Genomic DNA, 19,115 nt, shown 5'->3' with positions numbered 1-19,115 from the left:
TACCGGGACAATGACCTCGACGAGCGCCTTCATAGGCAGGCAGGCCGTTCTCAACCGCAACCAGCAGCTCATTGGCTATGAGCTGCTTTTTCGTCCCAGCGGCGAGGCCTCTGGCGTCGGCAAGCACACTGAGCTGCAAGCCGACACCCAGGTGCTGGTCAACACCCTCAACAATATGGGCACCAGCTGGCTGATCGGCAGCAAGCTGGCCTTCATCAATATCGGCGAAGCCATGCTCAGCAGCGAGTTCCTCGAGCTGCTGCCGCCGCGCCGGGTCATTCTCGACATCTCGCCGCGCATCGTGCCCTCCAACGAACTGCTGTCGCGCGCGCGCCATCTGCGCTCGCTGGGCTTCGGCATTTCTTTGGACGACTTCAGCTTCGAATCGCCGGCAGCGGCGTTTCTGGAACTGGCCAACTACGTCAAGCTGGACATCCAGCACCAGGACACCAACCGCTTCCAGATGCTGGCGTCGCGCTTGCGCAGCTACCCGGTGATCCGCATCGCCGAACGCGTGGAAACCCACGCCCAGTTCCATCTGTGCAAGGAACTGGGCATGGACGGCTTTCAGGGCTTTTACTTCGCCCAGCCGGAAACCTTGTCCGCCAAGGTCATCCACCCGTCCTTCCGCAACACCCTGGAGCTGCTCAACCTGCTGCGCCTGGACGCCGACATCCGCGACGTCGAACAAGTGCTCAAACGCGACCTGGCTTTGTCCTACAAGCTGCTGCGCTACGTCAACTCCGCCGCGGCCGGCCTGAACACCAGCATCAGTTCCTTCTCCCACGCCGTCACCGTGCTGGGCTATCAAAAGCTCTACCGCTGGCTGACCCTGCTGCTGGTCACCGCCTCGGACGAGGGCCACGCGCCGCCGGCGCTGCAAAAAACCGCGGTCACCCGCGGCCGCTTCATGGAGCTGCTGGGCAAGGCTCACGGCGAGCGCCACGACACCTGCGACAATCTGTTCATCATCGGCATGTTCAGCTTGCTGGACGTGCTGTTCGACATGCCGATGGCCAACATCATCGAACACCTGCAGCTGCCGGAAGCCATCACCGAAGCCCTGCTGCACGAAAAAGGCACGATGAGCCGCTTCCTCAAGCTGGTCAAAGCCTGCGAGGACGGCCAGCTGACCGGCGTGCCGGAACTTTGCGCCCAACTGAACCTCAGCAGCGAGCAGTTCAACCAGGCCCATGTCTCCGCGCTCGCCTGGGTGGAAGAACTCGGCTTATAATTCGCAGTCTTGCAGCACGCGCTAAAGCTTGAGACCGAATTCCCCGATGAAATTGCTTGCCATTGATTGCTCCACCTCGTTTCTATCCCTAGCCGTTGACAACGGTTCGCGCATTTTCTCCTTCCACGAGAAAGTCGAGCAAAAGCACGCCGAGCGCGCGTTGCCGGAATTGGCTCGCCTGCTGGAACAGGCGGAACTGCGCCTGGAGCAACTCGACGCCATCGCCTTCGGCCAAGGCCCCGGCTCCTTCACCGGCTTGCGCATCGCTTGCGGACTGGCCCAGGGCCTGGCTTTCTCCGCCGGCGTTCCGGTGATAAGCATTCCCACGCTGGACAACGTCGCCCAACAAGCCGGCGCCGGCACGGTGCTGGTCTGTCTCGACGCCAGGATGCAACAGGTTTACAGCGCCGGCTATCGCGTCGCCGACGGCGGCGCGCCGGAGCGCCTGGGACCGATAAGCGTCGGCGCGCCGGAAGCCGTGCTTTGGCCGGAGCGGGCGGACATCGCCGCCGGCGACGGTTTCGAACGCTACCCCGCCCTGCGGGACCACGCTGGCGACGCCATCGTCCGCGCCGACTTGCTGCCCCATGCCGCCGCCTACTTCCCGCTCGCGCGCAGCGGCCGCTATCCGCAAACCCATCCGCGCGAAGCGGAGCTGCTGTACGTGCGCAATAAAGTCGCCCTGACCGCGCAGGAACAACAGCAGGCGCGCCAGAAATGAGCCCGGACTACCGCACCTTCCTGCCCGACGACACCGCGCTGCTGGCCGAGCTGGAGAGCCGTGCCTGCGCTCACGGCTGGTCCGCCACCCAATACCGGGACTCCGTGCGCTGCGGCCACCAGTTCCACGGTCTGTTCGCCGCGGAACGGCTGCAGGGTTTCGCCGTTACCCAGAGCGTGCTGGACGAGGCGGAACTGCTCAACATCGTGATAGACCCGCAATGGCAAGGCCAAGGCCTGGGCAAGCGACTGCTGCGGGAGCTCCGCGCCACCCTGGCCGCCGCCGGCGCGCGACGCCTGTTTCTGGAGGTGCGGGCCGGCAACGCCGTCGCCCGCGGCCTGTACGCCGGCCAAGGCTTCGTCGAAAACGGCCGCCGCAAGAATTACTACCCCTGTCCCGACGGCCGCGAAGACGCCATCCTGATGGAGACCGAGCTATGAGCCGCGCCGCGCTGATTCAAAGCGTGATCGGACTGGGCCCCGGCTGGGAAGCCCGCCCCGGTTGGTTCGACCAGCACCCGGCGGCCTTGAGCCGCCAGCTGGCCGCGCCGACGGAAACCGATCTAGAGCCGGCGGAGGCGCTTGCCCCGCCGCGCCCGGAAGTCGCCGCGCCGCTCCAGCCGGCCGCGCCCTTCCTTCCCCCGCCCGCCGCCGACATCGCCCCGCCCGTCGCCCCTCCCCCGCCCAGCATCCCGGCCTCGCCGCTGCTGGAATGGGACGCGCTGGAACGCGCGGTGCGCGACTGCAGCGACTGCCGGCTGTGCCAAACCCGCACTCAGACCGTTTTCGGCCGCGGCAACAAGCAGGCGCGCTGGCTGTTGATCGGTGAAGCGCCGGGCGAGCAGGAGGACAGGCAAGGCCAGCCCTTCGTCGGCCGCGCCGGCCAGCTGCTGGACAATATGCTGGCAGCCACCGGGCTGGACCGCGACCGCGACGTCTACATCGCCAACGTGCTCAAATGCCGTCCGCCCGGCAACCGCAACCCCAGCGGCGACGAGATCGCCGCCTGCCAGAACTATCTGATCCAACAGATTCGCCACATCCAGCCCACGCTGATCCTGGCGCTCGGCCGCTTCGCCGCCCAAACCCTGCTGCAGACGGAAAAAGGCATCGGCCAATTGCGCGGCAAGCTGCACAGCTATCAGGAGATTCCGCTGATCGTCAGCTACCACCCGGCCTACCTGCTGCGCAACCAGCCGGACAAGCACAAGGCCTGGCAAGATCTGGTGTTCGCCAAAAACACCTTCGGCCGCCTAAGCGGCGATTGAACGCGAAAAACCCCGCCAAGCGAAGCTGGCGGGGTTTTTTGTTCAAGGACGCGCCGCAAATAAAAAACCCTTCTCCGTGCACCAGAGAAGGGCTCTTTGGCTTTACGCGTTCCCGCGGAAACCGGCTTATTTCAGCTTGGTTTCTTTGTACAGAACGTGTTTGCGAGCAACGGGATCAAATTTTTTGATCTCCATTTTTTCCGGCATCGTACGCTTGTTCTTCGTAGTCGTATAGAAATGGCCGGTGCCAGCAGTGGACTCAAGCTTGATTTTATCGCGCATGTTATTACCTCAGTAGCTTTCTGGTTGACCGCAATCAGATCTCGCCGCGAGCGCGCAGATCAGCCAGCACTACATCGATGCCAACCTTGTCGATGGTACGCAGTGCCGCGTTGGATACGCGCAGACGCACCCAGCGGTTTTCGCTCTCAACCCAGAACTTGCGATATTGCAGGTTGGGCAGGAAACGACGTTTAGTCTTATTGTTGGCGTGGGAAACATTGTTCCCGGTCATCGGACGCTTGCCGGTGACTTTGCAAACACGCGCCATGTTAAACACTCCCAAAACCGGTAAAAGCTGGCTTTATATCATAGACAAAGCCAGACACTCAAGCAGAAAACGCACCCTTTTGCAGCATGGGCGCGATCGTGTATAAAACAGTCGGCGGCAATTGTACCGTATTCGCCACAGAGATGCGAGCACTTCTTTGCCAAGCGGCGCGACGCGTCCGGCGGCCGGCGCTCGGGGACGGCGGCGCCACTTGCAACAACATGGTTCGAAGCGATTCAAATCGCAACGATTTCAGGGTAGAATCCCGGATTCCCATAGAGCCGTAATCTCATGACCAAGTACATCTTCGTAACCGGCGGTGTGGTGTCCTCCCTGGGTAAGGGCATTGCCGCTGCGTCCATCGCTGCCATCCTCGAGTCTCGCGGGCTGAAAGTCACCATGCTGAAGCTCGATCCCTACATCAACGTCGATCCGGGCACCATGAGCCCCTTCCAGCATGGCGAGGTGTTCGTCACCGAAGACGGCGCGGAAACCGACCTCGACCTGGGCCACTACGAGCGCTTCATCCACGCGAAGATGAAGAAAAGCAACAACTTCACCACCGGCCAGGTGTACGAGTCCGTGATCACCAAGGAGCGCCGCGGCGACTACCTGGGCGGCACCGTGCAAGTGATTCCGCACATCACCGACGAAATCAAGCTGAAGATGCATGAAGGCGCGGCCGACGCCGACGTCGCCATCGTCGAGATCGGCGGCACCGTGGGCGACATCGAATCGCTGCCTTTCCTGGAAGCCATCCGCCAGATGCGCTCCAACCTGGGCCGCAAGAACACCCTGTACGTGCACCTGTCCTACGTGCCCTACATCGCCACCGCCGGCGAGATCAAGACCAAGCCGACCCAGCACTCGGTGAAAGAGCTGCGCGAGATCGGCATTCAGCCGGACGTGCTGCTGTGCCGGATGGACCGCGAACTGCCGGAAGACGAAAAACGCAAGATCGCGCTGTTCTGCAACGTGGAGGAAAACGCGGTCATCGGCTGTTACGACTCCGACTCCATCTACAAGGTGCCGGCCATGCTCCACGGCCAGGGCATCGACGACATCATCGCCGAACAGCTGCAGCTGGACCTGCCCAAGGCGGATCTGTCGGTGTGGGGCCGCATCATCGACGCGATCGAGCACCCGGACCACAGCATCAACATCGCCATGGTCGGCAAATACGTGGACCTGACCGAGTCCTACAAGTCGCTGACCGAGGCGCTGAAGCACGCCGGCATCCATACCCGCACCAGCGTCAACATCATCTACGTGGACTCCGAGGAAATCGAGCGCGACGGCGCCGACTCGCTGAAGGACATGGACGCCATCCTGGTGCCGGGCGGCTTCGGCAAGCGCGGCGTGGAAGGCAAGATCAAGGCGGTCAAGTTCGCCCGCGAGAACGACATCCCCTATATGGGCATCTGCCTGGGCATGCAGATCGCGCTGATCGAATACGCTCGCGACGTGGCCGGCATGGCTGGCGCCAACTCCACCGAATTCGACCTCGACACCAACTTCCCGGTGGTGGCGCTGATCGACGAATGGGTCAACCACGACGGCAAGGTGGAAAAGCGCGACGAAAACTCCAACCTGGGCGGCACCATGCGCCTGGGCGGCCAGCAGTGCGACCTGGTTCCGAACTCCCTGGCGGCGAACATCTACGGCGACAGCGAGATCGTCGAACGCCATCGCCACCGCTATGAAGTGAACAACTACTACATTCCGCGCCTGGAACAGGCCGGCCTGACCATCAGCGGCCGCTCCGCCGGTCATGAGAAGCTGGTCGAAACCATCGAACTGGCCAATCACCGCTGGTTCTTCGCCTGCCAGTTCCACCCGGAATTCACCTCGACGCCGCGCGACGGCCACCCGCTGTTCATCTCCTACGTGAAAGCGGCGCTGCAATACCAAGCGGACAAGCAAGGACCCAAGGCATGAAACTGTGCGGATTCGAAGTCGGCCTCAACCAGCCGCTGTTCCTGATCGCCGGCCCCTGCGTGATCGAGAGCGAACAGATGGCGATGGACACCGCCGGCCAGCTCAAGGAGATCACCGCCGAGCTGGGCATCAACTTCATCTACAAATCGAGCTACGACAAGGCCAACCGCTCTTCCGGTTCCTCCTTCCGCGGCTTCGGCATCGATGAAGGCCTGCGCATCCTCTCGGAAGTGAAGCGCCAGATCGGCGTGCCGGTGCTGACCGACGTGCACAGCGAAAACGAAATCGTGCAAGTCGCCAGCGTGGTCGACGTGTTGCAGACCCCGGCTTTCCTGTGCCGCCAGACCGACTTCATCCGCGCCGTCGCCCAATGCGGCAAGCCGGTGAACATCAAGAAGGGCCAGTTCCTGGCTCCGGGCGACATGAAGAACGTCATCGACAAGGCCCGCGCCGCCGCGCAAGAGGCCAACCTCGAACCGGACAGCTTCATGGCCTGCGAACGCGGCGTGTCCTTCGGCTACAACAACCTCGTGTCCGACATGCGTTCGCTGATGATCATGCGCGACACCCAGTGCCCGGTGGTCTACGACGCCACTCACTCGGTGCAGCTGCCCGGCGGCCAAGGCACATCGTCCGGCGGCCAGCGCGAATTCGTGCCGGTGCTGGCGCGCGCCGCAGTGGCCTCCGGCATCGCCGGCATTTTCATGGAAACCCATCCGGACCCGGCCTGCGCGATGTCCGACGGCCCCAATGCCTGGCCCTTGCCGCGCATGAAGGAACTGCTGACCACGCTCAAGGCGCTGGACGAGTTGATCAAGCACAATCCCTGGCCGGAACACACCCTGTAAACCGGCAGGCGCAGATCGCAACCGGCTTCGGCCGGTTGCGCGCCCTCCGCCCGAACACAACCCAGCCTTTGAAGGAAATGTAAATGAGTTCGATCATCGATGTGGTAGCTCGTGAGATTCTGGATTCGCGCGGCAATCCGACCGTGGAAGCAGACGTATTGCTGGAGTCCGGCGTCATGGGCCGCGCGGCGGTGCCCAGCGGCGCCTCCACCGGCGAAAAAGAAGCGCTGGAACTGCGCGACGGCGATAAAAGCCGCTACCTGGGCAAGGGCGTGTTGAAGGCGGTGGAAAACATCAACACCGAAATCTGCGAAGCCATCATCGGCCTCGACGCCAGCGACCAGGCCTTCATCGACAAGACCCTGATCGAGCTGGACGGCACCGAAACCAAGTCCCGCCTCGGCGCCAACGCGCTGCTGGCCGTGTCCATGGCCGTGGCCCGCGCCGCCGCCGAAGACGCCGGCCTGCCGCTGTACCGCTACCTGGGCGGCGCCGGTCCGATGGCCCTGCCGGTGCCGATGATGAATGTGATCAACGGCGGCGCGCACGCCAACAACACCCTGGACATCCAGGAATTCATGATCATGCCGGTGGGCGCGCAAACCTTCCGCGAAGCGCTGCGCTGCGGCGCCGAAATCTTCCACAGCCTGAAGAAGATTTGCGATCAGAAAGGCTACGCCACCACCGTGGGCGACGAAGGCGGCTTCGCGCCCAACCTGAAGAGCCACGAAGACGCGATCAAGCTGATTCTGGAAGCCATCGACGCCGCCGGCTACGTGGCCGGCCAGGACGTGATGCTGGCGCTGGACTGCGCCTCCTCCGAGTTCTACAAGGACGGCAAATACCAGCTGACCGCCGAAGGCCTGCAGCTCACTTCCGAGCAGTTCGCCGACTACCTGGAAACCCTGGTCAACAACTACCCCATCCTGTCGATCGAAGACGGCATGAGCGAACACGACTGGGACGGCTGGAAACTGCTGACCGATCGCCTGGGCTCCCGCGTGCAGATCGTCGGCGACGACCTGTTCGTCACCAACCCCAAGATTCTGGCCAAGGGCATCGAAGGCGGCCTCGCCAACTCGTTGCTGGTCAAGGTCAACCAGATCGGCACGCTGTCGGAAACGCTGAAAGCGGTTGATCTCGCCAAGCGTTCCCGCTATACCAGCGTTATGAGCCATCGTTCCGGCGAAACCGAAGACAGCACCATCGCGGATCTGGCCGTTGCCACCAACTGCATGCAGATCAAGACCGGCTCGCTGTCTCGCTCCGACCGCATGGCCAAATACAATCAGTTGCTGCGCATCGAAGAAGAATTGGGCGACGCCGCTTACTACCCGGGCAAAGCTGCCTTTTACCACCTGAAGTAATCGTATGCGCTGGCTGACCCTGACTCTGGTGACAGTAATACTGGCCCTGCAATGGCCGTTGTGGTTTGGCAAAGGTAGCTGGCTCAGAGTCTGGCAGCTGGACAAGCAACTACAGGAACAGCGGGCGACCACCCAAAAGCTGGTGGCCCGCAACGCCGCGCTGGACGCGGAAGTGCGTGATTTGAAACAGGGGACGGACGCCATTGAGGAGAGAGCCCGCAATGAACTTGGCATGATTCGGAATGGTGAAGTATTTTTCCAATTGCTGGATCCGGTGAAGCCAACGCCTCGCTAAATATCCGCCCGGACCGCACTGTAGAGCTGAACAGACAACAAGAATGACGTCCGGTCTAAAAAAGTCCAAGGTTTGGGCAATGACAACACAAAACCCCATCGAAGTCGCACGAGAAACGCTCAAACAGCTGACGGTGCGCAAGCTGTTGCCGACGCCGGAAAACTTTGAGCGGGTCTATCACGAGCTGACGCAAACGCCGGTCGATCGCGACAACAAGCTTGCGGTGCTGCTGCTGCGCGCATTGGAAACCCTGCCTCAGGAAAGCGTGCAGGCCAAAGTCACCCTCACCCGCCTCAAGCAAGTCTGCGACGAAAACCGCTGGGAACAAGCCCCGCAACTGATCATCGACTTCCTGCGCGCCTCGCTCAGCGCCAGCCAGCAGCAGCACAGCTGGGGCACGCTGATCCAGAACCTGATTCGCAACTGGGACCTGCGGCTGCCCAATATGCCGCAGCACCACAAGCAGTCCACGCTGGAGCGGGTGCTGATCAATTACGGCAACCAGCCGGACGAGCTGAACCAGAAACTGGCCACCCTGATCCAGAACTGGACCCAATCCGCGCCGCCGTCCAACGGCAACGGCACCGCCGCAGAAGCCCCCGCTCCGACAGCCGCCTCCGACGAAGACGGCGCCGACGCCCCCAACGACAGCTGGCTGGCCTGGCAGCGCACGCTGAGCTTCGCGCTCAAACACGGCCTGGAGCCGCGGCTAATCAACTACCCGGAATTGGTGGACGCGCTTGAAGCGCTGCTGGGCGAATTGAATCAGGTGGCCGACGACCCCGCGCTCAACGCCTACATGCCCAAGCTGCGGGCCTTCATGATCAAGCTGGAACTGCAATCGCAGCAAGACGACCGCCTGGTGTCGGCGATGACCAATCTGCTGCGCCTGCTGCTGGAAAATATCGCCGAGCTCAACCACTCGGACACCTATCTGGTGGGCCAGGTCCATTCGCTGCAGGACATCCTCAGCCACGAGCCGCTGTCCATGCAGCAGGTCTACCAGATGGAGTCCAGCCTCAAGGACGTGATCCGCAAGCAAGGCCAGCTGAAAACCTCGCTGGACGAGGCGGCCAGTTCGCTGCGCTCCTTGCTGGACCGCTTCATCTCGCGGCTGGCGATGATGACGGACAGCACCGACGATTTCCAGAACAAGATCAAGGACCACAGCACCCGCATCAAGCAGTCGCAGAACGTCGAAGAGCTGGGCAATATCATCGGCTCCCTGATGGAAGACACCTCGCTGATGCAGCTGGATCTGACCCGTTCCCGCGACGAACTGTTGTCCGCCAAGGAACAGGTGGAGGCCGCCGAACAAAGAATCGCCGAACTGGAAACCGCGCTGGAGGCTGCCAGCGCCAAGGTGCGCGAGGACCAGCTGACCGGCGCCTTCAACCGCCGCGGCCTGGCCGAACATTTCCAGCGCGAGATCAGCCGCGCCGAGCGCACCGGCGCGCCGCTGTCGGTCGCCCTGCTCGACGTGGACAACTTCAAGCAGCTGAACGACAAATACGGCCACCTGGCCGGCGACGACGCCCTGAAATATCTGGTGGACACCATCAAGCACAGCCTGCGCCCGGCCGACATCGTCGCCCGCTTCGGCGGCGAGGAGTTCGTGATCCTGATGCCGGACACGCCGGAAGAGGAAGCCGTCGCCACCGTGCAGCGACTTCAGCGCGAGCTGACCAAGACCTTCTTCCTGGCCAACAACGACCGCCTGCTGATCACCTTCAGCGCCGGCGTCGCCAAATGGCATCTGGGCGAACAAGAGGCCGACGTGCTGGAGCGCGCCGACCAGGCGATGTATCAAGCCAAGCTCAACGGCAAGAACCGCGTGCACTCGGCGGAGGAACAGCCGCCTTCCCTGATGGCGCCTCAGCTATAAAGCCTGAGCGGCGCTTAAGCATCCTCTCGGCGGCGGCTAGTCAGCGCCGCCTTTTTTCATCTGCTTGCCAGCCTCGGCGCGCTGGCGCCGCACCGTCTTGGGGTCCGCGATCAGCGGACGGTAAATCTCCACCCTGTCGTGCTCCCGCAGCGGCGCATCGTCCTTGACCGCCTTGCCGAAAACGCCCAACTTCAGGCTCTCCCGCCCCGCTTGCGGGAGGCGCGCCAGCAAACCGGACAGCTCCACCGCCTGACGCGCCGTCGTGCCCGGCGCCACCTGCAACACCACCAGCTCTTGGCGTTCGGGCAGGGCCAGCGCCACTTCCACCTGCAAAGTCTCAGTCATCGCCGTACACCTTGTCCGCTTCCTTGATGAAGGCGTCCACCAGCGTGCCGGAAATATGCCCGAACACCGGACCGATGATCATTTCCAGTATCTTGCTGGAAAACTGGTAGCTGAGGCGGAACTCCACCTTGCAGCCGATCTCGCCCAGAGGTTTGAAATGCCAGCGTCCTTCCAGGTGCTCGAACGGGCCGTCCACCAGTTCCATCAGAATGGATTCGCCCGCCTGATTGGTATTGCGGGTGGTGAAATGCTGCTTCACCTTCAGGTAATCGATGTGCAGGCTGGCCACCACCTGATCGCCCTCGCGCGACAACACCTCAGTCTTGCCGCACCAGGGCAGGAACCGGCTGTAATGCTCGATATCGTCCACCAGCGCAAACATCTGCGCCGGCGTGTGCGCCACCAACACGCTTTTTTCAACCACCTGCATCCATTGCTCGCTTATCGTCTCCGCTGTCCCGTCTCTGGCCGGGAAATCGTCAGCATCGGTAAAAACCGCAAGTTTAACAAAATACGGAGCGCCCTACCCGCCCGCGTCCCGGCGGCCCGTCAAAGCGCTGTATTTTCATGGCTTTGGCAAGCCGCCCGCTTCTGATACAATAGAGGATTCATTTAAAAAACATCCCGTAGGCGACATGAGCATCATCCAGAACCGCAAGGCCTTCCACGACTACTTCATCGAGGAAAAGCTCGAAGCCGGGCTCGTGCTGGAAGGCTGGGAGGTCAAGGCCATCCGCGCCGGCCGCGTCCAGCTGAAGGAAAGCTACGTGGATTGGAAAAACGGCGCGTTCTGGCTGATCGGCTGCCACATCACGCCGCTGCAATCCGCGTCCACCCACGTCAAGGCCGACCCGGTGCGTCCGCGCAAGCTGCTGCTGTCGCAAGAGCAGATCAACCGCTTCATCGGCAAGGTGGAACGCGCCGGCTACACCATGATGGCGCTGGACCTGCACTACACCCGCGGCAACATCAAGGCTGAAGTGGGACTGGCCAAGGGCAAGAAGCTGCACGACAAGCGCGATACCGAAAAAGACCGCGAATGGCAGCGCGAAAAGCAGCGCTTCATGAAAAACCAGCGCGGAGCCGCCTGATGAACCGCAGCGCGGCCCTGCCCATCGTGCTGATTTGCCTGGGATCGGTCTGGTTCCTGAAAAGCACCTCGCTGCTGCCCAACACTTCCACCCTGCTCGCCTTGCTGCTGGCCGCCGCCGGCGTCTTGCTGCTCGTCGTGGACGGTTTCAACAAATCCACCCTGGTCACCAGCCCGCTGCTGCTCTACGCCGGCGGCGCGATCTATCTCTACGACAACCTGGGCCTGCGTCCCAGCCACCTGCTGTCCTTCGGCATGATCGTCGCCGGCCTGCTGATGCTGCTGGCCCGCAGCGAGCAGGTGCCGGAACGCAGCCGCAGATTCCGGCTGCCGTCGAGGGACGGCGAACAATGAAAGCAGGCCGGCGCCGCCGCGCGCCCAGCCGCCTGCGACACAATCTCAATCATCATGGCCGCACGGCCCACAACATTTCCTGAAGGATAGGCATGGACAAAGTCCTCATTCTCGATTTCGGCTCTCAGGTCACCCAACTGATTGCCCGCCGCGTACGCGAAGCTCACGTTTACTGTGAGCTTCATTCGTTTGACATGCCGCTGGAAGACATCCGCGCCTTCGCGCCCAAGGCCATCATCCTCTCCGGCGGCCCGAACTCGGTGTACGAATCCGACTACCAGGCCGATCCGGCATTGTTCGAACTCGGCGTTCCGGTGCTGGGCATCTGCTACGGCATGCAGTTCATGGCTCAGACCTTCGGCGGCAAAGTGGAGGCCGGCGACAAGCGCGAGTTCGGCTACGCCCAGATCAAGGCCCGCCATCACTCCAAACTGCTGGAAGGCCTGCAGGACCAGGTGGACGACGCCGGCAACGGCTTCCTCGACGTGTGGATGAGCCACGGCGACAAAGTCACCGGCCTGCCCCCGGGCTTCAACCTCATCGCCGAAACTCCGTCCTGCCCGATCGCGGCCATGGCCGACGAGAGCCGCGGCTTCTACGGCGTGCAGTTCCATCCGGAAGTGACCCACACCAAGCGCGGCACCGAAATGATCCATCGCTTCGTGCTGCACGTGGCCGGCTGCAAACCCAGCTGGACCATGCCCAACTACATCGACGAAGCGGTGAAGAAGATCCGCGAGCAAGTGGGCGACGAAGAAGTCATCCTCGGCCTGTCCGGCGGCGTGGACTCCTCGGTGGCCGCCGCCCTGATCCACCGCGCCATCGGCCCGCAACTGACCTGCGTCTTCGTCGACCACGGCCTGCTGCGCCTGAACGAAGGCAAGATGGTGATGGAAATGTTCGCGCAGAACCTGGGCGTGAAAGTGGTGCACGTGCAGGCGGAAGCCGACTTCATGAGCAAGCTGGCCGGCGAAAGCGATCCGGAGAAGAAGCGCAAGATCATCGGCGCGGAATTCATCGAGGTGTTCGACCGCGAATCCGGCAAGCTCAGCAACGCCAAATGGCTGGCCCAGGGCACCATCTACCCGGATGTGATCGAATCCGCCGGCGCCAAGACCAAGAAAGCCCACACCATCAAGAGCCACCACAATGTCGGCGGCCTGCCGGAAGACATGAACCTCAAGCTGCTGGAACCGCTGCGCGAGCTGTTCAAGGACGAAGTTCGCCAACTGGGCGTGGCGCTCGGCCTGCCGCACGACATGGTCTACCGCCACCCCTTCCCGGGCCCGGGCCTGGGCGTGCGCATCCTCGGCGAAGTGAAGAAGGAATACGCCGACCTGCTGCGCCAGGCCGACGCCATCTTCATCGACGAACTGCGCAACACCGTGGACGAGAAGACCGGCAAGAACTGGTACGAGCTGACCAGCCAGGCCTTCGCCGTGTTTCTGCCGGTGAAGTCGGTAGGCGTGATGGGCGACGGCCGCACTTACGATTACGTCGTCGCGCTGCGCGCCGTAGTCACCAGCGACTTCATGACCGCGCATTGGGCCGAGCTGCCTTACAGCCTGCTGGGCCGCGCCTCCAACCGCATCATCAACGAGGTCAAGGGCATCAACCGCGTGGTGTACGACGTGTCCGGCAAGCCGCCGGCCACCATCGAGTGGGAATGATCTCACGTTAGTTTTTGACGTTCGGACACTATCGTGAAGTCAGACGAAACCCCGGCCAATGCTGGGGTTTCTCTTTTTCTACTTTCGACTACTATCGGTTGAAGACGGATATTTTTGCCGGTATTCTTGCCGGCATTTTTAATCTGACTCGTCGATGCCCGATGCCTTACCGTCAACGCACACATTGTGGCATGACGGTAAAAAGACAACGAAAACCCAATACTGGCGCAGCTTTCAGCCGCATTTTAACCAGCCCGGGCGATGACGGTAAAAACACGCTTTCGGGAGACGGTAAACGTGCTGACGGATACAAAACTGAAGAACCTCAAGCCGCAAGAGAAGCTATACAAGGTCGCGGATCGAGACGGGCTGTATGTGGCAGTATCGCCAGCTGGCACCGTTACGTTTCGACTCGACTACCGCCTCAGCGGCCGCCGCGAAACCCTTACCATTGGCCGATATGGCCCTTCCGGCCTGACGCTGGCCGAGGCGCGTGAGCGGTGCATGGAGGCGAAGAAAGCCATCTCCCAGGGCATGTCGCCAGCGCGGGAAAAGCAGCGCGGGAAACGACAGCAGCGCGCCGCCAAAACCTTCGGCCAATTTACCGTCACCTGGCTGAAAGAATACCGCATGGCGGAAAGCACCAAGGCCATGCGCGAAAGCATCCTCAACCGGGACATCCTCCCCACCTTCAAGAATCGCCTGCTATCAGAGATCCAGACCGAAGATCTGCGCGCCTTGTGCGACAAGATCAAGGATCGCGGCGCGCCGGCCACGGCCGTGCATGCCCGCGAAATCATCGCGCAGATTTACCGTTTCGCCATCGAGCGCGGCCAGAAGGTGGCAAACCCGGCTGATGACGTCAGCGCTTCGTCGATCGCCACTTTCAAGGCCAAGGACCGCGCGCTGTCGCCCGACGAGATCCGCATCTTCTTTAACCAGCTGGAACACGTCGGAACGCTGCCGACCATCAAGCTGGCGATGCGCCTGGTGCTGCTGACGATGGTACGCAAGGGCGAACTCCTGCTTGCCACCTGGGACGAAGTGAACTTCACCGATTCGGTGTGGACGATTCCTGCAGAACGGATGAAGGCGCGCCGGCCGCACAACGTCTACCTGTCGCAGCAGGCCTTCGACATCATGGTGGCGCTCAAGACCTGCGCCGGCGGCTCAAACTATCTGCTGCCCTCGCGCTACGAGTCGGACAAGGGAATGTCGAACGCTACGCTTAATCGCGTGATCGACGTGACGGTAGAGCGGGCGAAGAAGGAAGGTTTACCACTGGATGATTTTACCGTGCACGACCTGAGGCGTACGGCATCGACACTCCTGCATGAGGCGGGCTTCAGCAGCGACTGGATCGAGAAGTGTCTGGCGCACGAACAGCGCGGAGTTCGCGCCGTTTACAACAAGGCCGAATACGCCGAACAGCGGCGCCACATGCTGCAGCAGTGGGCGGACATGGTGGGCGGCTGGATCGCGGGACAAAACATCGTGCCCGTTCTCCTGCCGCCCTCCCCTGCCGTTACGCTGCAGCCAGCTGTCTAACCGGTCGGGTCTTACGTTTGCGGACGTCTGGGCCCGGTGTTTTATCGACGTTCTCAGCAGTCTTACGCGCCTCGATCCATGCCTCAACCTCTTCCTGATCCCACACCACGCAACGTGAGGTCAGATTGAAGCGCTTGGGGAATTCGCCGCGCTTCTCCATCTCGTAGATGGTCGAGTCAGCCAGCGGAACCATTTTGCGCAGGTCGTCGCGGCGGATAGTGCATTTCAGTTTCTTGCTCATGCTGCTTTCTTCGCCGGAATGCCGGCCTCCTTGTTCGTTCTGATCTTCATCTCCAGGATCGCCTTCTCGTGCAGCGCTGCCACCGGCAGCAGCTGCGCGCCCAGCTTGCGCAACTTGGTCACGTTATCCGGGAATTGCAGCGTGCCGTCGCCGTGGAGCGTGTAAAGGATGGCGCCGGCGCTGCGGACGTGCTCGCTGACGTCCTTTTCGGGCCGCTTGAGGTTGGCCGCCAGATCCTTCACCGTCTTGCCGGCCAGCACGTCGATCGCGGCGCGGCGCGCCCACTCGGGCAACAGCAGGTACTGCTCAAGCATGCGGGTCTTTACGGTCTCGCGGCTGGATTCATCGGCCTGCACCCAAAACGGGCGCGGGATCTCTGGCAGCAGCACCAGCAGCGCGTCTGCCATGAAGCGCAGCGCGTCCCACTGCTCGGCGGTCGGCACCGGCTTGCCCTCGGTGGCGTACAGCTCGTTCAGGATGCGCCAGGTGTCGTCGCAAGCCTGGGCCAGCAGCTGGATGTCCATCTCGGTGGCGACAATGCGGGCCACGCGGTAGACGTGCGCCACCATGTTGAAGGACACCGGGCACCAGCTGGTGCGCATGACGTCGAGCGGCGCGAGCATTGATAGGCTGATGCTGTTGATCTCGTGCGCGGCCAGGCGCTCGGTGCTGGCGAGCGTAAAGGCCTTAACGAAGGCATCCGACTCACCGGCCCAGCCCCGGCGCACCTTACGCGGGTTGTATTTCTTACGCGGCTTGCTCATGTTCTTTCTCCTCATGCAATGCCCGCTCGCCGAGCAAGCGTGATAAATCCAACAGCAGCTTGGAGCGCCACAACGCCATTTCCGACGCAGCGAAGCTGATCCGACCGGGATTCGTCCACCAGGTAGGCCAGCCCATCAGCCAGCACGCGAACGCCGGGTTCAATCGCTGGCGCAAGGTGCGGGTGGTCGGCGACAATTCCGCCCCATCGTGGATCGACAGGACCGGGCGCGAACAAAGGGAGTTCACTGTTTGCACCAGCGTCTGGCCGGTCATGCGAGAGGTTTGTTGCCCCCCCCTGGTGGAGTCGGAAGCTGCCGGCGTCGGCCAGGTGGAGGTCGCCCGATGCAAAGTCTTGTGGTTGGCATTGGCGCTGCCGGATTGTTCCGAGTCCATGGCTGTCGGCGTCGGCCAGTTGTGAGCGATGAAGTTTGGCAGCTTCTCGCCGCCGTTGGGGTTCCGGCGCACTTGGCTCTCCGCGCTGTTCGGCGTGCGATAGTCGCGGCTGGTCGGGGTTGGCCACTGCGCTGCATCCCGGCTCAGGTTGCCGCTTTGGGTTGAGTGCATATCCGCCCCGGGGCGTCGGCCATCGTGCGCATTCGGGGTTGCCCAGAATTGGGCCGCCTGTCCCGATAGTTTCGGAATACCGTCGCTGTGACGGTTGTTCGGGCCGCCCTTGTGGCCGTCCGTCGCCGTTGGTGTTTGCCACATAGTCGTCGTGGCTTCCGCCTGTCCAGCCAATAGCAGCTCGTTCTTGCGCCCACCCCCGCGCGACTTCAAGCCCCCCTTGGGAGTGGCTGGCGTCTGCCATAATTGAGCTGCCCCAGTGAGTGTCGGCGCGGTCGAGCCATTCACCTGTTTCATGTACGCCGAGCCCTTTTGATCGTTCGATCGGGCGGTAGGCCAGAATGAAGACGCGCTCGCGCTGGTGGCCGGCGTCCACGTCTGCCGCTCGGATACTGTCCCATTCGACAGTGAACCCGAGCGCGGCCAAGTCCGAGAGAACTGCATCCAGTCCCCCAGAAGATCGCAGCCCGGAGACGTTTTCCAGGAACGCGAAGCCGGGTCGAACCAGGCGAAGGCAGTCGACGATGTGAGGCCACGTCCAGCGGTCGTCTTCGGTGCCGGCGCGGTTTCCGGCCATGCTGTGCGGTTGGCACGGGAAGCCCGCAAGGATGCCGTCCACGCATCCAGCCCAGCGTTCCCATCGGACATCCTGCAGGTTTCCGGCCCAAACAGGCGCCGGCTCCAAGGCCGCGTCTTCCATCCGTGCCAGGAGGCTGGACGCAGCGAAGGCGTCCCGCTCAACGTAACCCAAAGCGCGGGCAGGTCTTCCGAGATGTTCGAGGGCGAGCTGGACGCCGAGGTCGAGCATGCCGACGCCGGCGCAAAGGCCGAGCGTAGTGATTTGGGAATTAGCCATGTCATGCTGCGCCTTCCTTGGTGGCCACGGCCTTCTGCAGGGTCTTGTACAGATCCGGGTGGGTTTCCTTCAGGTAGGCCACGATTTCGAAGTCCGCGCGGGTGACCTTGGCCAGGTCGATCTGTTCGACGTGCACCAGGCGGAACAGCTCGCGGGTGGGCTTGGGCATGTTGCGGCCGCTTTCGTAGCGGCTGCCGCCGGATTGGGTGACGCCGATGCGGCTCCAGAACTCCTGCTGGTTGAGGCCGAGCTTGCGGCGGATGTCTCGCGGGTTTTGGATGGTGGTGGCAAGCATGGTTAGATCTCCTCGATGGTCAGGTCGATGATTTTGGTTTCGGTGTCCGCGTGGTCGGTCGGCACCAGGACAAAGCGGGTATTGCGTTCGTTGACGACGGTGCGGCCAACCTTGGCCGCCTCGGCGTGCAGGGTGTTGATGGCGTTCGGCAGCTGGTCGATCGACACAGCGGCCTGCAGGTTTACGCCAGCCTTCACGTCGTAGCGGGCCTCGGTCATGACGCCGGCGGCGGTCAAGCTCTCGGCCAGCTTCTCGGCTTGCAGGATGGCCGGCAGCGAGCTATTCAGGCGTTCGATGCGGTACTGGCAGTTCTGGTTGATGGCCAGCGCGGCGCGGGTGTAGAGGTTCATTGGTATCCCCTGTGCGGCCATCACTGGCCGCACGCTGTGTGGTTGGTCAGGCGATGCGCAGGTGATGGCCTTCTTGGATGACGAACAGATTCACGTCGCGCAGCCGGTACTGCCCGCCGGGGCCGCCCTGGACGACGTATTCGCCATAGCCCTGCTCGGCCACGATGTAGACGCAAAACACTTCATGCGGCTTGGTCTGGCCGAAGTACTTGCTGCTGCGCTTGATCTTTGCGTAGAGCTGCTGGCCTTTCGTCACCATGGCTTCACGCTGCTTTTCGTAGGCGGCAACGGCGTCGCGGCCTTCCTGGGTGTTCATGTCGAAGATTTGCATGGACATGTTTTTCTCCTCGCTATGCGTAGCGCCAGCGGTTGATCAGCTCCTGGACGTCTTCTTCGTCCAGGCGGTTGAGCGCTTGCGCGATGGTGTAGCCGGGCATCAGGTCGAGGCGGTCGGCCGCCAGCGCCACGTACAGGCGTTCGCCGCTGGACAGCACGCCGACGCGGTCGTCGATCTGGTTGCGCGCCTCGGCGGCGATCTCGTCCAGGTGGTCGAGTTGGGATGCGTTCATGGTCGATTCCCCTTGAACAGTTCGCGGGCCAGCTCATGCACGCGCCCGGCGTCGCCACGGCTGAGGTTGAACAGGTGCTTTGCATTGCTCGGCAGATTCGCCACCGGCCATTCGTCGCCGACCATGATCAGAAGGTCGGGGCTGCAGGTGCGGACCTTGAGCAGGCGCTCGGCCTGATGTGCGTCATCAATACCGTCCACCATTTCGGCGGTGAGGCCGTGCTCTCGGGCGATCTCCAGTACAGCACTGCCCAGGGTGGTTTTGCCGCTCGCCATTTCGCCGGTGATGACCCAGACCTGCATGGAGGTGGGCCAGAGGTTGCGAGGTTTAGCCATGGTGCGGCACCTCCTGGACGGTTGCGTT

The 19,115-nt window shown here is 62.4% G+C and carries 25 protein-coding genes and 1 pseudogene; 13 read left to right on the top strand and 13 right to left on the bottom strand.

Features of this window, described 5'->3' with window-relative positions; translation table 11 throughout:
• Nucleotides 1–10: 10 nt before the first annotated feature.
• From JW897_RS17990 to JW897_RS17975, 4 genes are read left to right on the top strand one after another with little or no spacing between them, the layout of a single operon-like run.
• Nucleotides 11–1,234: an EAL and HDOD domain-containing protein gene (locus JW897_RS17990; protein ID WP_048415010.1), complete on the top strand. Its 1,224-nt coding sequence runs from the start codon at nucleotides 11–13 to the stop codon at nucleotides 1,232–1,234.
• Nucleotides 1,235–1,280: 46 nt separating this feature from the next.
• A complete protein-coding gene (gene tsaB / locus JW897_RS17985) occupies nucleotides 1,281–1,955 on the top strand; it encodes a tRNA (adenosine(37)-N6)-threonylcarbamoyltransferase complex dimerization subunit type 1 TsaB (protein ID WP_205467156.1) in 675 nt (224 codons plus the stop codon).
• Complete coding sequence (gene rimI, locus JW897_RS17980) at nucleotides 1,952–2,395, top strand: ribosomal protein S18-alanine N-acetyltransferase (protein ID WP_205467155.1); 444 nt, start codon at nucleotides 1,952–1,954, stop codon at nucleotides 2,393–2,395. Before tsaB ends, rimI begins: the two co-directional genes overlap by 4 nt.
• On the top strand, nucleotides 2,392–3,222 hold the full coding sequence (locus JW897_RS17975; protein ID WP_205467154.1) for a uracil-DNA glycosylase: 831 nt from the start codon (nucleotides 2,392–2,394) through the stop codon (nucleotides 3,220–3,222). The genes rimI and JW897_RS17975 overlap by 4 nt, the downstream gene beginning before the upstream one ends.
• A gap of 126 nt (nucleotides 3,223–3,348) precedes the next feature.
• Here JW897_RS17975 and rpmG read toward each other — a convergent pair whose 3' ends face one another.
• Both rpmG and rpmB read right to left on the bottom strand, forming a co-directional pair.
• Nucleotides 3,349–3,504 carry a 50S ribosomal protein L33 gene (gene rpmG, locus JW897_RS17970; RefSeq protein WP_017506994.1) on the bottom strand — a complete coding sequence of 52 codons (156 nt, stop codon included), beginning with the start codon at nucleotides 3,502–3,504 and terminating at the stop codon, nucleotides 3,349–3,351.
• A gap of 34 nt (nucleotides 3,505–3,538) precedes the next feature.
• Nucleotides 3,539–3,772, bottom strand: coding sequence for a 50S ribosomal protein L28 (rpmB, locus tag JW897_RS17965; RefSeq protein WP_011137003.1), 234 nt, complete (start codon nucleotides 3,770–3,772; stop codon nucleotides 3,539–3,541).
• Between the two features lie 291 nt (nucleotides 3,773–4,063).
• Here rpmB and JW897_RS17960 point away from each other — a divergent pair, with 291 nt between their 5' ends.
• The 5 genes from JW897_RS17960 (at nucleotide 4,064) to JW897_RS17940 (ending at nucleotide 10,105) form a co-directional block, all read left to right on the top strand.
• On the top strand, nucleotides 4,064–5,710 hold the full coding sequence (locus tag JW897_RS17960) for a CTP synthase (RefSeq protein ID WP_048415014.1): 1,647 nt from the start codon (nucleotides 4,064–4,066) through the stop codon (nucleotides 5,708–5,710).
• Complete coding sequence (kdsA, locus tag JW897_RS17955) at nucleotides 5,707–6,558, top strand: 3-deoxy-8-phosphooctulonate synthase (protein WP_205467153.1); 852 nt, start codon at nucleotides 5,707–5,709, stop codon at nucleotides 6,556–6,558. The genes JW897_RS17960 and kdsA overlap by 4 nt, the downstream gene beginning before the upstream one ends.
• A gap of 83 nt (nucleotides 6,559–6,641) precedes the next feature.
• Nucleotides 6,642–7,925 carry a phosphopyruvate hydratase gene (gene eno, locus JW897_RS17950; protein WP_048415016.1) on the top strand — a complete coding sequence of 428 codons (1,284 nt, stop codon included), beginning with the start codon at nucleotides 6,642–6,644 and terminating at the stop codon, nucleotides 7,923–7,925.
• Nucleotides 7,926–7,929: 4 nt separating this feature from the next.
• A complete protein-coding gene (ftsB, locus tag JW897_RS17945) occupies nucleotides 7,930–8,220 on the top strand; it encodes a cell division protein FtsB (protein ID WP_019103546.1) in 291 nt (96 codons plus the stop codon).
• A gap of 79 nt (nucleotides 8,221–8,299) precedes the next feature.
• Nucleotides 8,300–10,105, top strand: coding sequence for a GGDEF domain-containing protein (locus tag JW897_RS17940; RefSeq protein WP_205467152.1), 1,806 nt, complete (start codon nucleotides 8,300–8,302; stop codon nucleotides 10,103–10,105).
• 36 nt (nucleotides 10,106–10,141) lie between these two features.
• Here JW897_RS17940 and JW897_RS17935 read toward each other — a convergent pair whose 3' ends face one another.
• The gene (locus JW897_RS17935; protein ID WP_205467151.1) at nucleotides 10,142–10,450 is read right to left on the bottom strand and encodes an RnfH family protein; all 309 of its coding nucleotides are present in this window, start codon (nucleotides 10,448–10,450) and stop codon (nucleotides 10,142–10,144) included.
• Nucleotides 10,443–10,880: a type II toxin-antitoxin system RatA family toxin gene (locus JW897_RS17930; RefSeq protein ID WP_048415019.1), complete on the bottom strand. Its 438-nt coding sequence runs from the start codon at nucleotides 10,878–10,880 to the stop codon at nucleotides 10,443–10,445. The genes JW897_RS17935 and JW897_RS17930 overlap by 8 nt, the downstream gene beginning before the upstream one ends.
• Before the next feature lie 205 nt (nucleotides 10,881–11,085).
• Between JW897_RS17930 and smpB the strand changes: the two genes are divergently transcribed.
• The 4 genes from smpB to JW897_RS17910 all read left to right on the top strand — a co-directional run bounded on the left by smpB (nucleotide 11,086) and on the right by JW897_RS17910 (nucleotide 15,112).
• Nucleotides 11,086–11,541 (top strand): SsrA-binding protein SmpB, encoded by a 456-nt coding sequence (smpB, locus tag JW897_RS17925; RefSeq protein WP_019103542.1) that lies wholly within the window; start codon nucleotides 11,086–11,088, stop codon nucleotides 11,539–11,541.
• Nucleotides 11,541–11,894, top strand: a complete 354-nt coding sequence (locus JW897_RS17920) for a hypothetical protein (protein ID WP_205467150.1) — start codon at nucleotides 11,541–11,543, stop codon at nucleotides 11,892–11,894. The genes smpB and JW897_RS17920 overlap by 1 nt, the downstream gene beginning before the upstream one ends.
• 86 nt (nucleotides 11,895–11,980) lie before the next feature.
• A complete protein-coding gene (gene guaA, locus JW897_RS17915; protein WP_156187905.1) occupies nucleotides 11,981–13,564 on the top strand; it encodes a glutamine-hydrolyzing GMP synthase in 1,584 nt (527 codons plus the stop codon).
• Between the two features lie 261 nt (nucleotides 13,565–13,825).
• The gene (locus JW897_RS17910) at nucleotides 13,826–15,112 is read left to right on the top strand and encodes a site-specific integrase (RefSeq protein ID WP_240352274.1); all 1,287 of its coding nucleotides are present in this window, start codon (nucleotides 13,826–13,828) and stop codon (nucleotides 15,110–15,112) included.
• Here JW897_RS17910 and JW897_RS17905 read toward each other — a convergent pair.
• The 9 genes and pseudogenes from JW897_RS17905 to JW897_RS17870 all read right to left on the bottom strand — a co-directional run bounded on the left by JW897_RS17905 (nucleotide 15,090) and on the right by JW897_RS17870 (nucleotide 19,087).
• Nucleotides 15,090–15,353: a helix-turn-helix transcriptional regulator gene (locus JW897_RS17905; RefSeq protein ID WP_205467149.1), complete on the bottom strand. Its 264-nt coding sequence runs from the start codon at nucleotides 15,351–15,353 to the stop codon at nucleotides 15,090–15,092. The two genes, JW897_RS17910 and JW897_RS17905, sit on opposite strands and share 23 nt — an antisense overlap.
• A complete protein-coding gene (locus tag JW897_RS17900) occupies nucleotides 15,350–16,117 on the bottom strand; it encodes a hypothetical protein (protein ID WP_205467148.1) in 768 nt (255 codons plus the stop codon). The genes JW897_RS17905 and JW897_RS17900 overlap by 4 nt, the downstream gene beginning before the upstream one ends.
• Nucleotides 16,101–16,979: a hypothetical protein gene (locus tag JW897_RS24425; RefSeq protein WP_240352273.1), complete on the bottom strand. Its 879-nt coding sequence runs from the start codon at nucleotides 16,977–16,979 to the stop codon at nucleotides 16,101–16,103. The genes JW897_RS17900 and JW897_RS24425 overlap by 17 nt, the downstream gene beginning before the upstream one ends.
• Before the next feature lie 40 nt (nucleotides 16,980–17,019).
• Nucleotides 17,020–17,538 (bottom strand): annotated as a pseudogene (locus tag JW897_RS24685) (DNA cytosine methyltransferase); the annotation flags it as partial.
• A 1-nt stretch (nucleotide 17,539) separates the two neighbouring features.
• Nucleotides 17,540–17,833, bottom strand: coding sequence for a helix-turn-helix domain-containing protein (locus JW897_RS17890; protein ID WP_205467146.1), 294 nt, complete (start codon nucleotides 17,831–17,833; stop codon nucleotides 17,540–17,542).
• A 2-nt stretch (nucleotides 17,834–17,835) separates the two neighbouring features.
• On the bottom strand, nucleotides 17,836–18,183 hold the full coding sequence (locus JW897_RS17885) for a hypothetical protein (protein WP_205467145.1): 348 nt from the start codon (nucleotides 18,181–18,183) through the stop codon (nucleotides 17,836–17,838).
• Nucleotides 18,184–18,229: 46 nt separating this feature from the next.
• The gene (locus JW897_RS17880; RefSeq protein ID WP_205467144.1) at nucleotides 18,230–18,520 is read right to left on the bottom strand and encodes a hypothetical protein; all 291 of its coding nucleotides are present in this window, start codon (nucleotides 18,518–18,520) and stop codon (nucleotides 18,230–18,232) included.
• Nucleotides 18,521–18,533: 13 nt separating this feature from the next.
• Entirely contained in the window at nucleotides 18,534–18,752 is a 219-nt protein-coding gene (locus tag JW897_RS17875; protein WP_205467143.1) for a hypothetical protein, read from the bottom strand.
• A complete protein-coding gene (locus JW897_RS17870; protein WP_205467142.1) occupies nucleotides 18,749–19,087 on the bottom strand; it encodes a nucleoside/nucleotide kinase family protein in 339 nt (112 codons plus the stop codon). Before JW897_RS17870 ends, JW897_RS17875 begins: the two co-directional genes overlap by 4 nt.
• Between the last annotated feature and the right edge of the window lie 28 nt (nucleotides 19,088–19,115).

This window comes from Chromobacterium alkanivorans, assembly GCF_016937655.1.
Taxonomy (GTDB): domain Bacteria; phylum Pseudomonadota; class Gammaproteobacteria; order Burkholderiales; family Chromobacteriaceae; genus Chromobacterium; species Chromobacterium alkanivorans.
Note: the sequence above shows the minus strand (reverse complement) of the source record. Positions and strands in the feature narration are given on the sequence as shown.

What these genes read in the sequence shown, in the direction of transcription:
- JW897_RS17930 (WP_048415019.1), bottom strand. Translation starts at nt 10,880, where the DNA reads ATGCAGGTGGTTGAAAAAAGCGTGTTGGTGGCGCACACGCCGGCGCAG.
- JW897_RS17905 (WP_205467149.1), bottom strand. Translation starts at nt 15,353, where the DNA reads ATGAGCAAGAAACTGAAATGCACTATCCGCCGCGACGACCTGCGCAAA.
- tsaB (WP_205467156.1), top strand. Translation starts at nt 1,281, where the DNA reads ATGAAATTGCTTGCCATTGATTGCTCCACCTCGTTTCTATCCCTAGCC.
- JW897_RS17990 (WP_048415010.1), top strand. Translation starts at nt 11, where the DNA reads ATGACCTCGACGAGCGCCTTCATAGGCAGGCAGGCCGTTCTCAACCGC.
- JW897_RS17885 (WP_205467145.1), bottom strand. Translation starts at nt 18,183, where the DNA reads ATGAACCTCTACACCCGCGCCGCGCTGGCCATCAACCAGAACTGCCAG.
- kdsA (WP_205467153.1), top strand. Translation starts at nt 5,707, where the DNA reads ATGAAACTGTGCGGATTCGAAGTCGGCCTCAACCAGCCGCTGTTCCTG.
- JW897_RS17940 (WP_205467152.1), top strand. Translation starts at nt 8,300, where the DNA reads ATGACAACACAAAACCCCATCGAAGTCGCACGAGAAACGCTCAAACAG.
- rpmB (WP_011137003.1), bottom strand. Translation starts at nt 3,772, where the DNA reads ATGGCGCGTGTTTGCAAAGTCACCGGCAAGCGTCCGATGACCGGGAAC.
- JW897_RS17875 (WP_205467143.1), bottom strand. Translation starts at nt 18,752, where the DNA reads ATGAACGCATCCCAACTCGACCACCTGGACGAGATCGCCGCCGAGGCG.
- JW897_RS17910 (WP_240352274.1), top strand. Translation starts at nt 13,826, where the DNA reads ATGACGGTAAAAACACGCTTTCGGGAGACGGTAAACGTGCTGACGGAT.
- JW897_RS17900 (WP_205467148.1), bottom strand. Translation starts at nt 16,117, where the DNA reads ATGAGCAAGCCGCGTAAGAAATACAACCCGCGTAAGGTGCGCCGGGGC.
- JW897_RS24425 (WP_240352273.1), bottom strand. Translation starts at nt 16,979, where the DNA reads ATGAAACAGGTGAATGGCTCGACCGCGCCGACACTCACTGGGGCAGCT.
- JW897_RS17870 (WP_205467142.1), bottom strand. Translation starts at nt 19,087, where the DNA reads ATGGCTAAACCTCGCAACCTCTGGCCCACCTCCATGCAGGTCTGGGTC.
- eno (WP_048415016.1), top strand. Translation starts at nt 6,642, where the DNA reads ATGAGTTCGATCATCGATGTGGTAGCTCGTGAGATTCTGGATTCGCGC.
- JW897_RS17920 (WP_205467150.1), top strand. Translation starts at nt 11,541, where the DNA reads ATGAACCGCAGCGCGGCCCTGCCCATCGTGCTGATTTGCCTGGGATCG.
- rimI (WP_205467155.1), top strand. Translation starts at nt 1,952, where the DNA reads ATGAGCCCGGACTACCGCACCTTCCTGCCCGACGACACCGCGCTGCTG.
- rpmG (WP_017506994.1), bottom strand. Translation starts at nt 3,504, where the DNA reads ATGCGCGATAAAATCAAGCTTGAGTCCACTGCTGGCACCGGCCATTTC.
- JW897_RS17880 (WP_205467144.1), bottom strand. Translation starts at nt 18,520, where the DNA reads ATGTCCATGCAAATCTTCGACATGAACACCCAGGAAGGCCGCGACGCC.
- JW897_RS17960 (WP_048415014.1), top strand. Translation starts at nt 4,064, where the DNA reads ATGACCAAGTACATCTTCGTAACCGGCGGTGTGGTGTCCTCCCTGGGT.
- JW897_RS17890 (WP_205467146.1), bottom strand. Translation starts at nt 17,833, where the DNA reads ATGCTTGCCACCACCATCCAAAACCCGCGAGACATCCGCCGCAAGCTC.
- ftsB (WP_019103546.1), top strand. Translation starts at nt 7,930, where the DNA reads ATGCGCTGGCTGACCCTGACTCTGGTGACAGTAATACTGGCCCTGCAA.
- JW897_RS17975 (WP_205467154.1), top strand. Translation starts at nt 2,392, where the DNA reads ATGAGCCGCGCCGCGCTGATTCAAAGCGTGATCGGACTGGGCCCCGGC.
- JW897_RS17935 (WP_205467151.1), bottom strand. Translation starts at nt 10,450, where the DNA reads ATGACTGAGACTTTGCAGGTGGAAGTGGCGCTGGCCCTGCCCGAACGC.
- smpB (WP_019103542.1), top strand. Translation starts at nt 11,086, where the DNA reads ATGAGCATCATCCAGAACCGCAAGGCCTTCCACGACTACTTCATCGAG.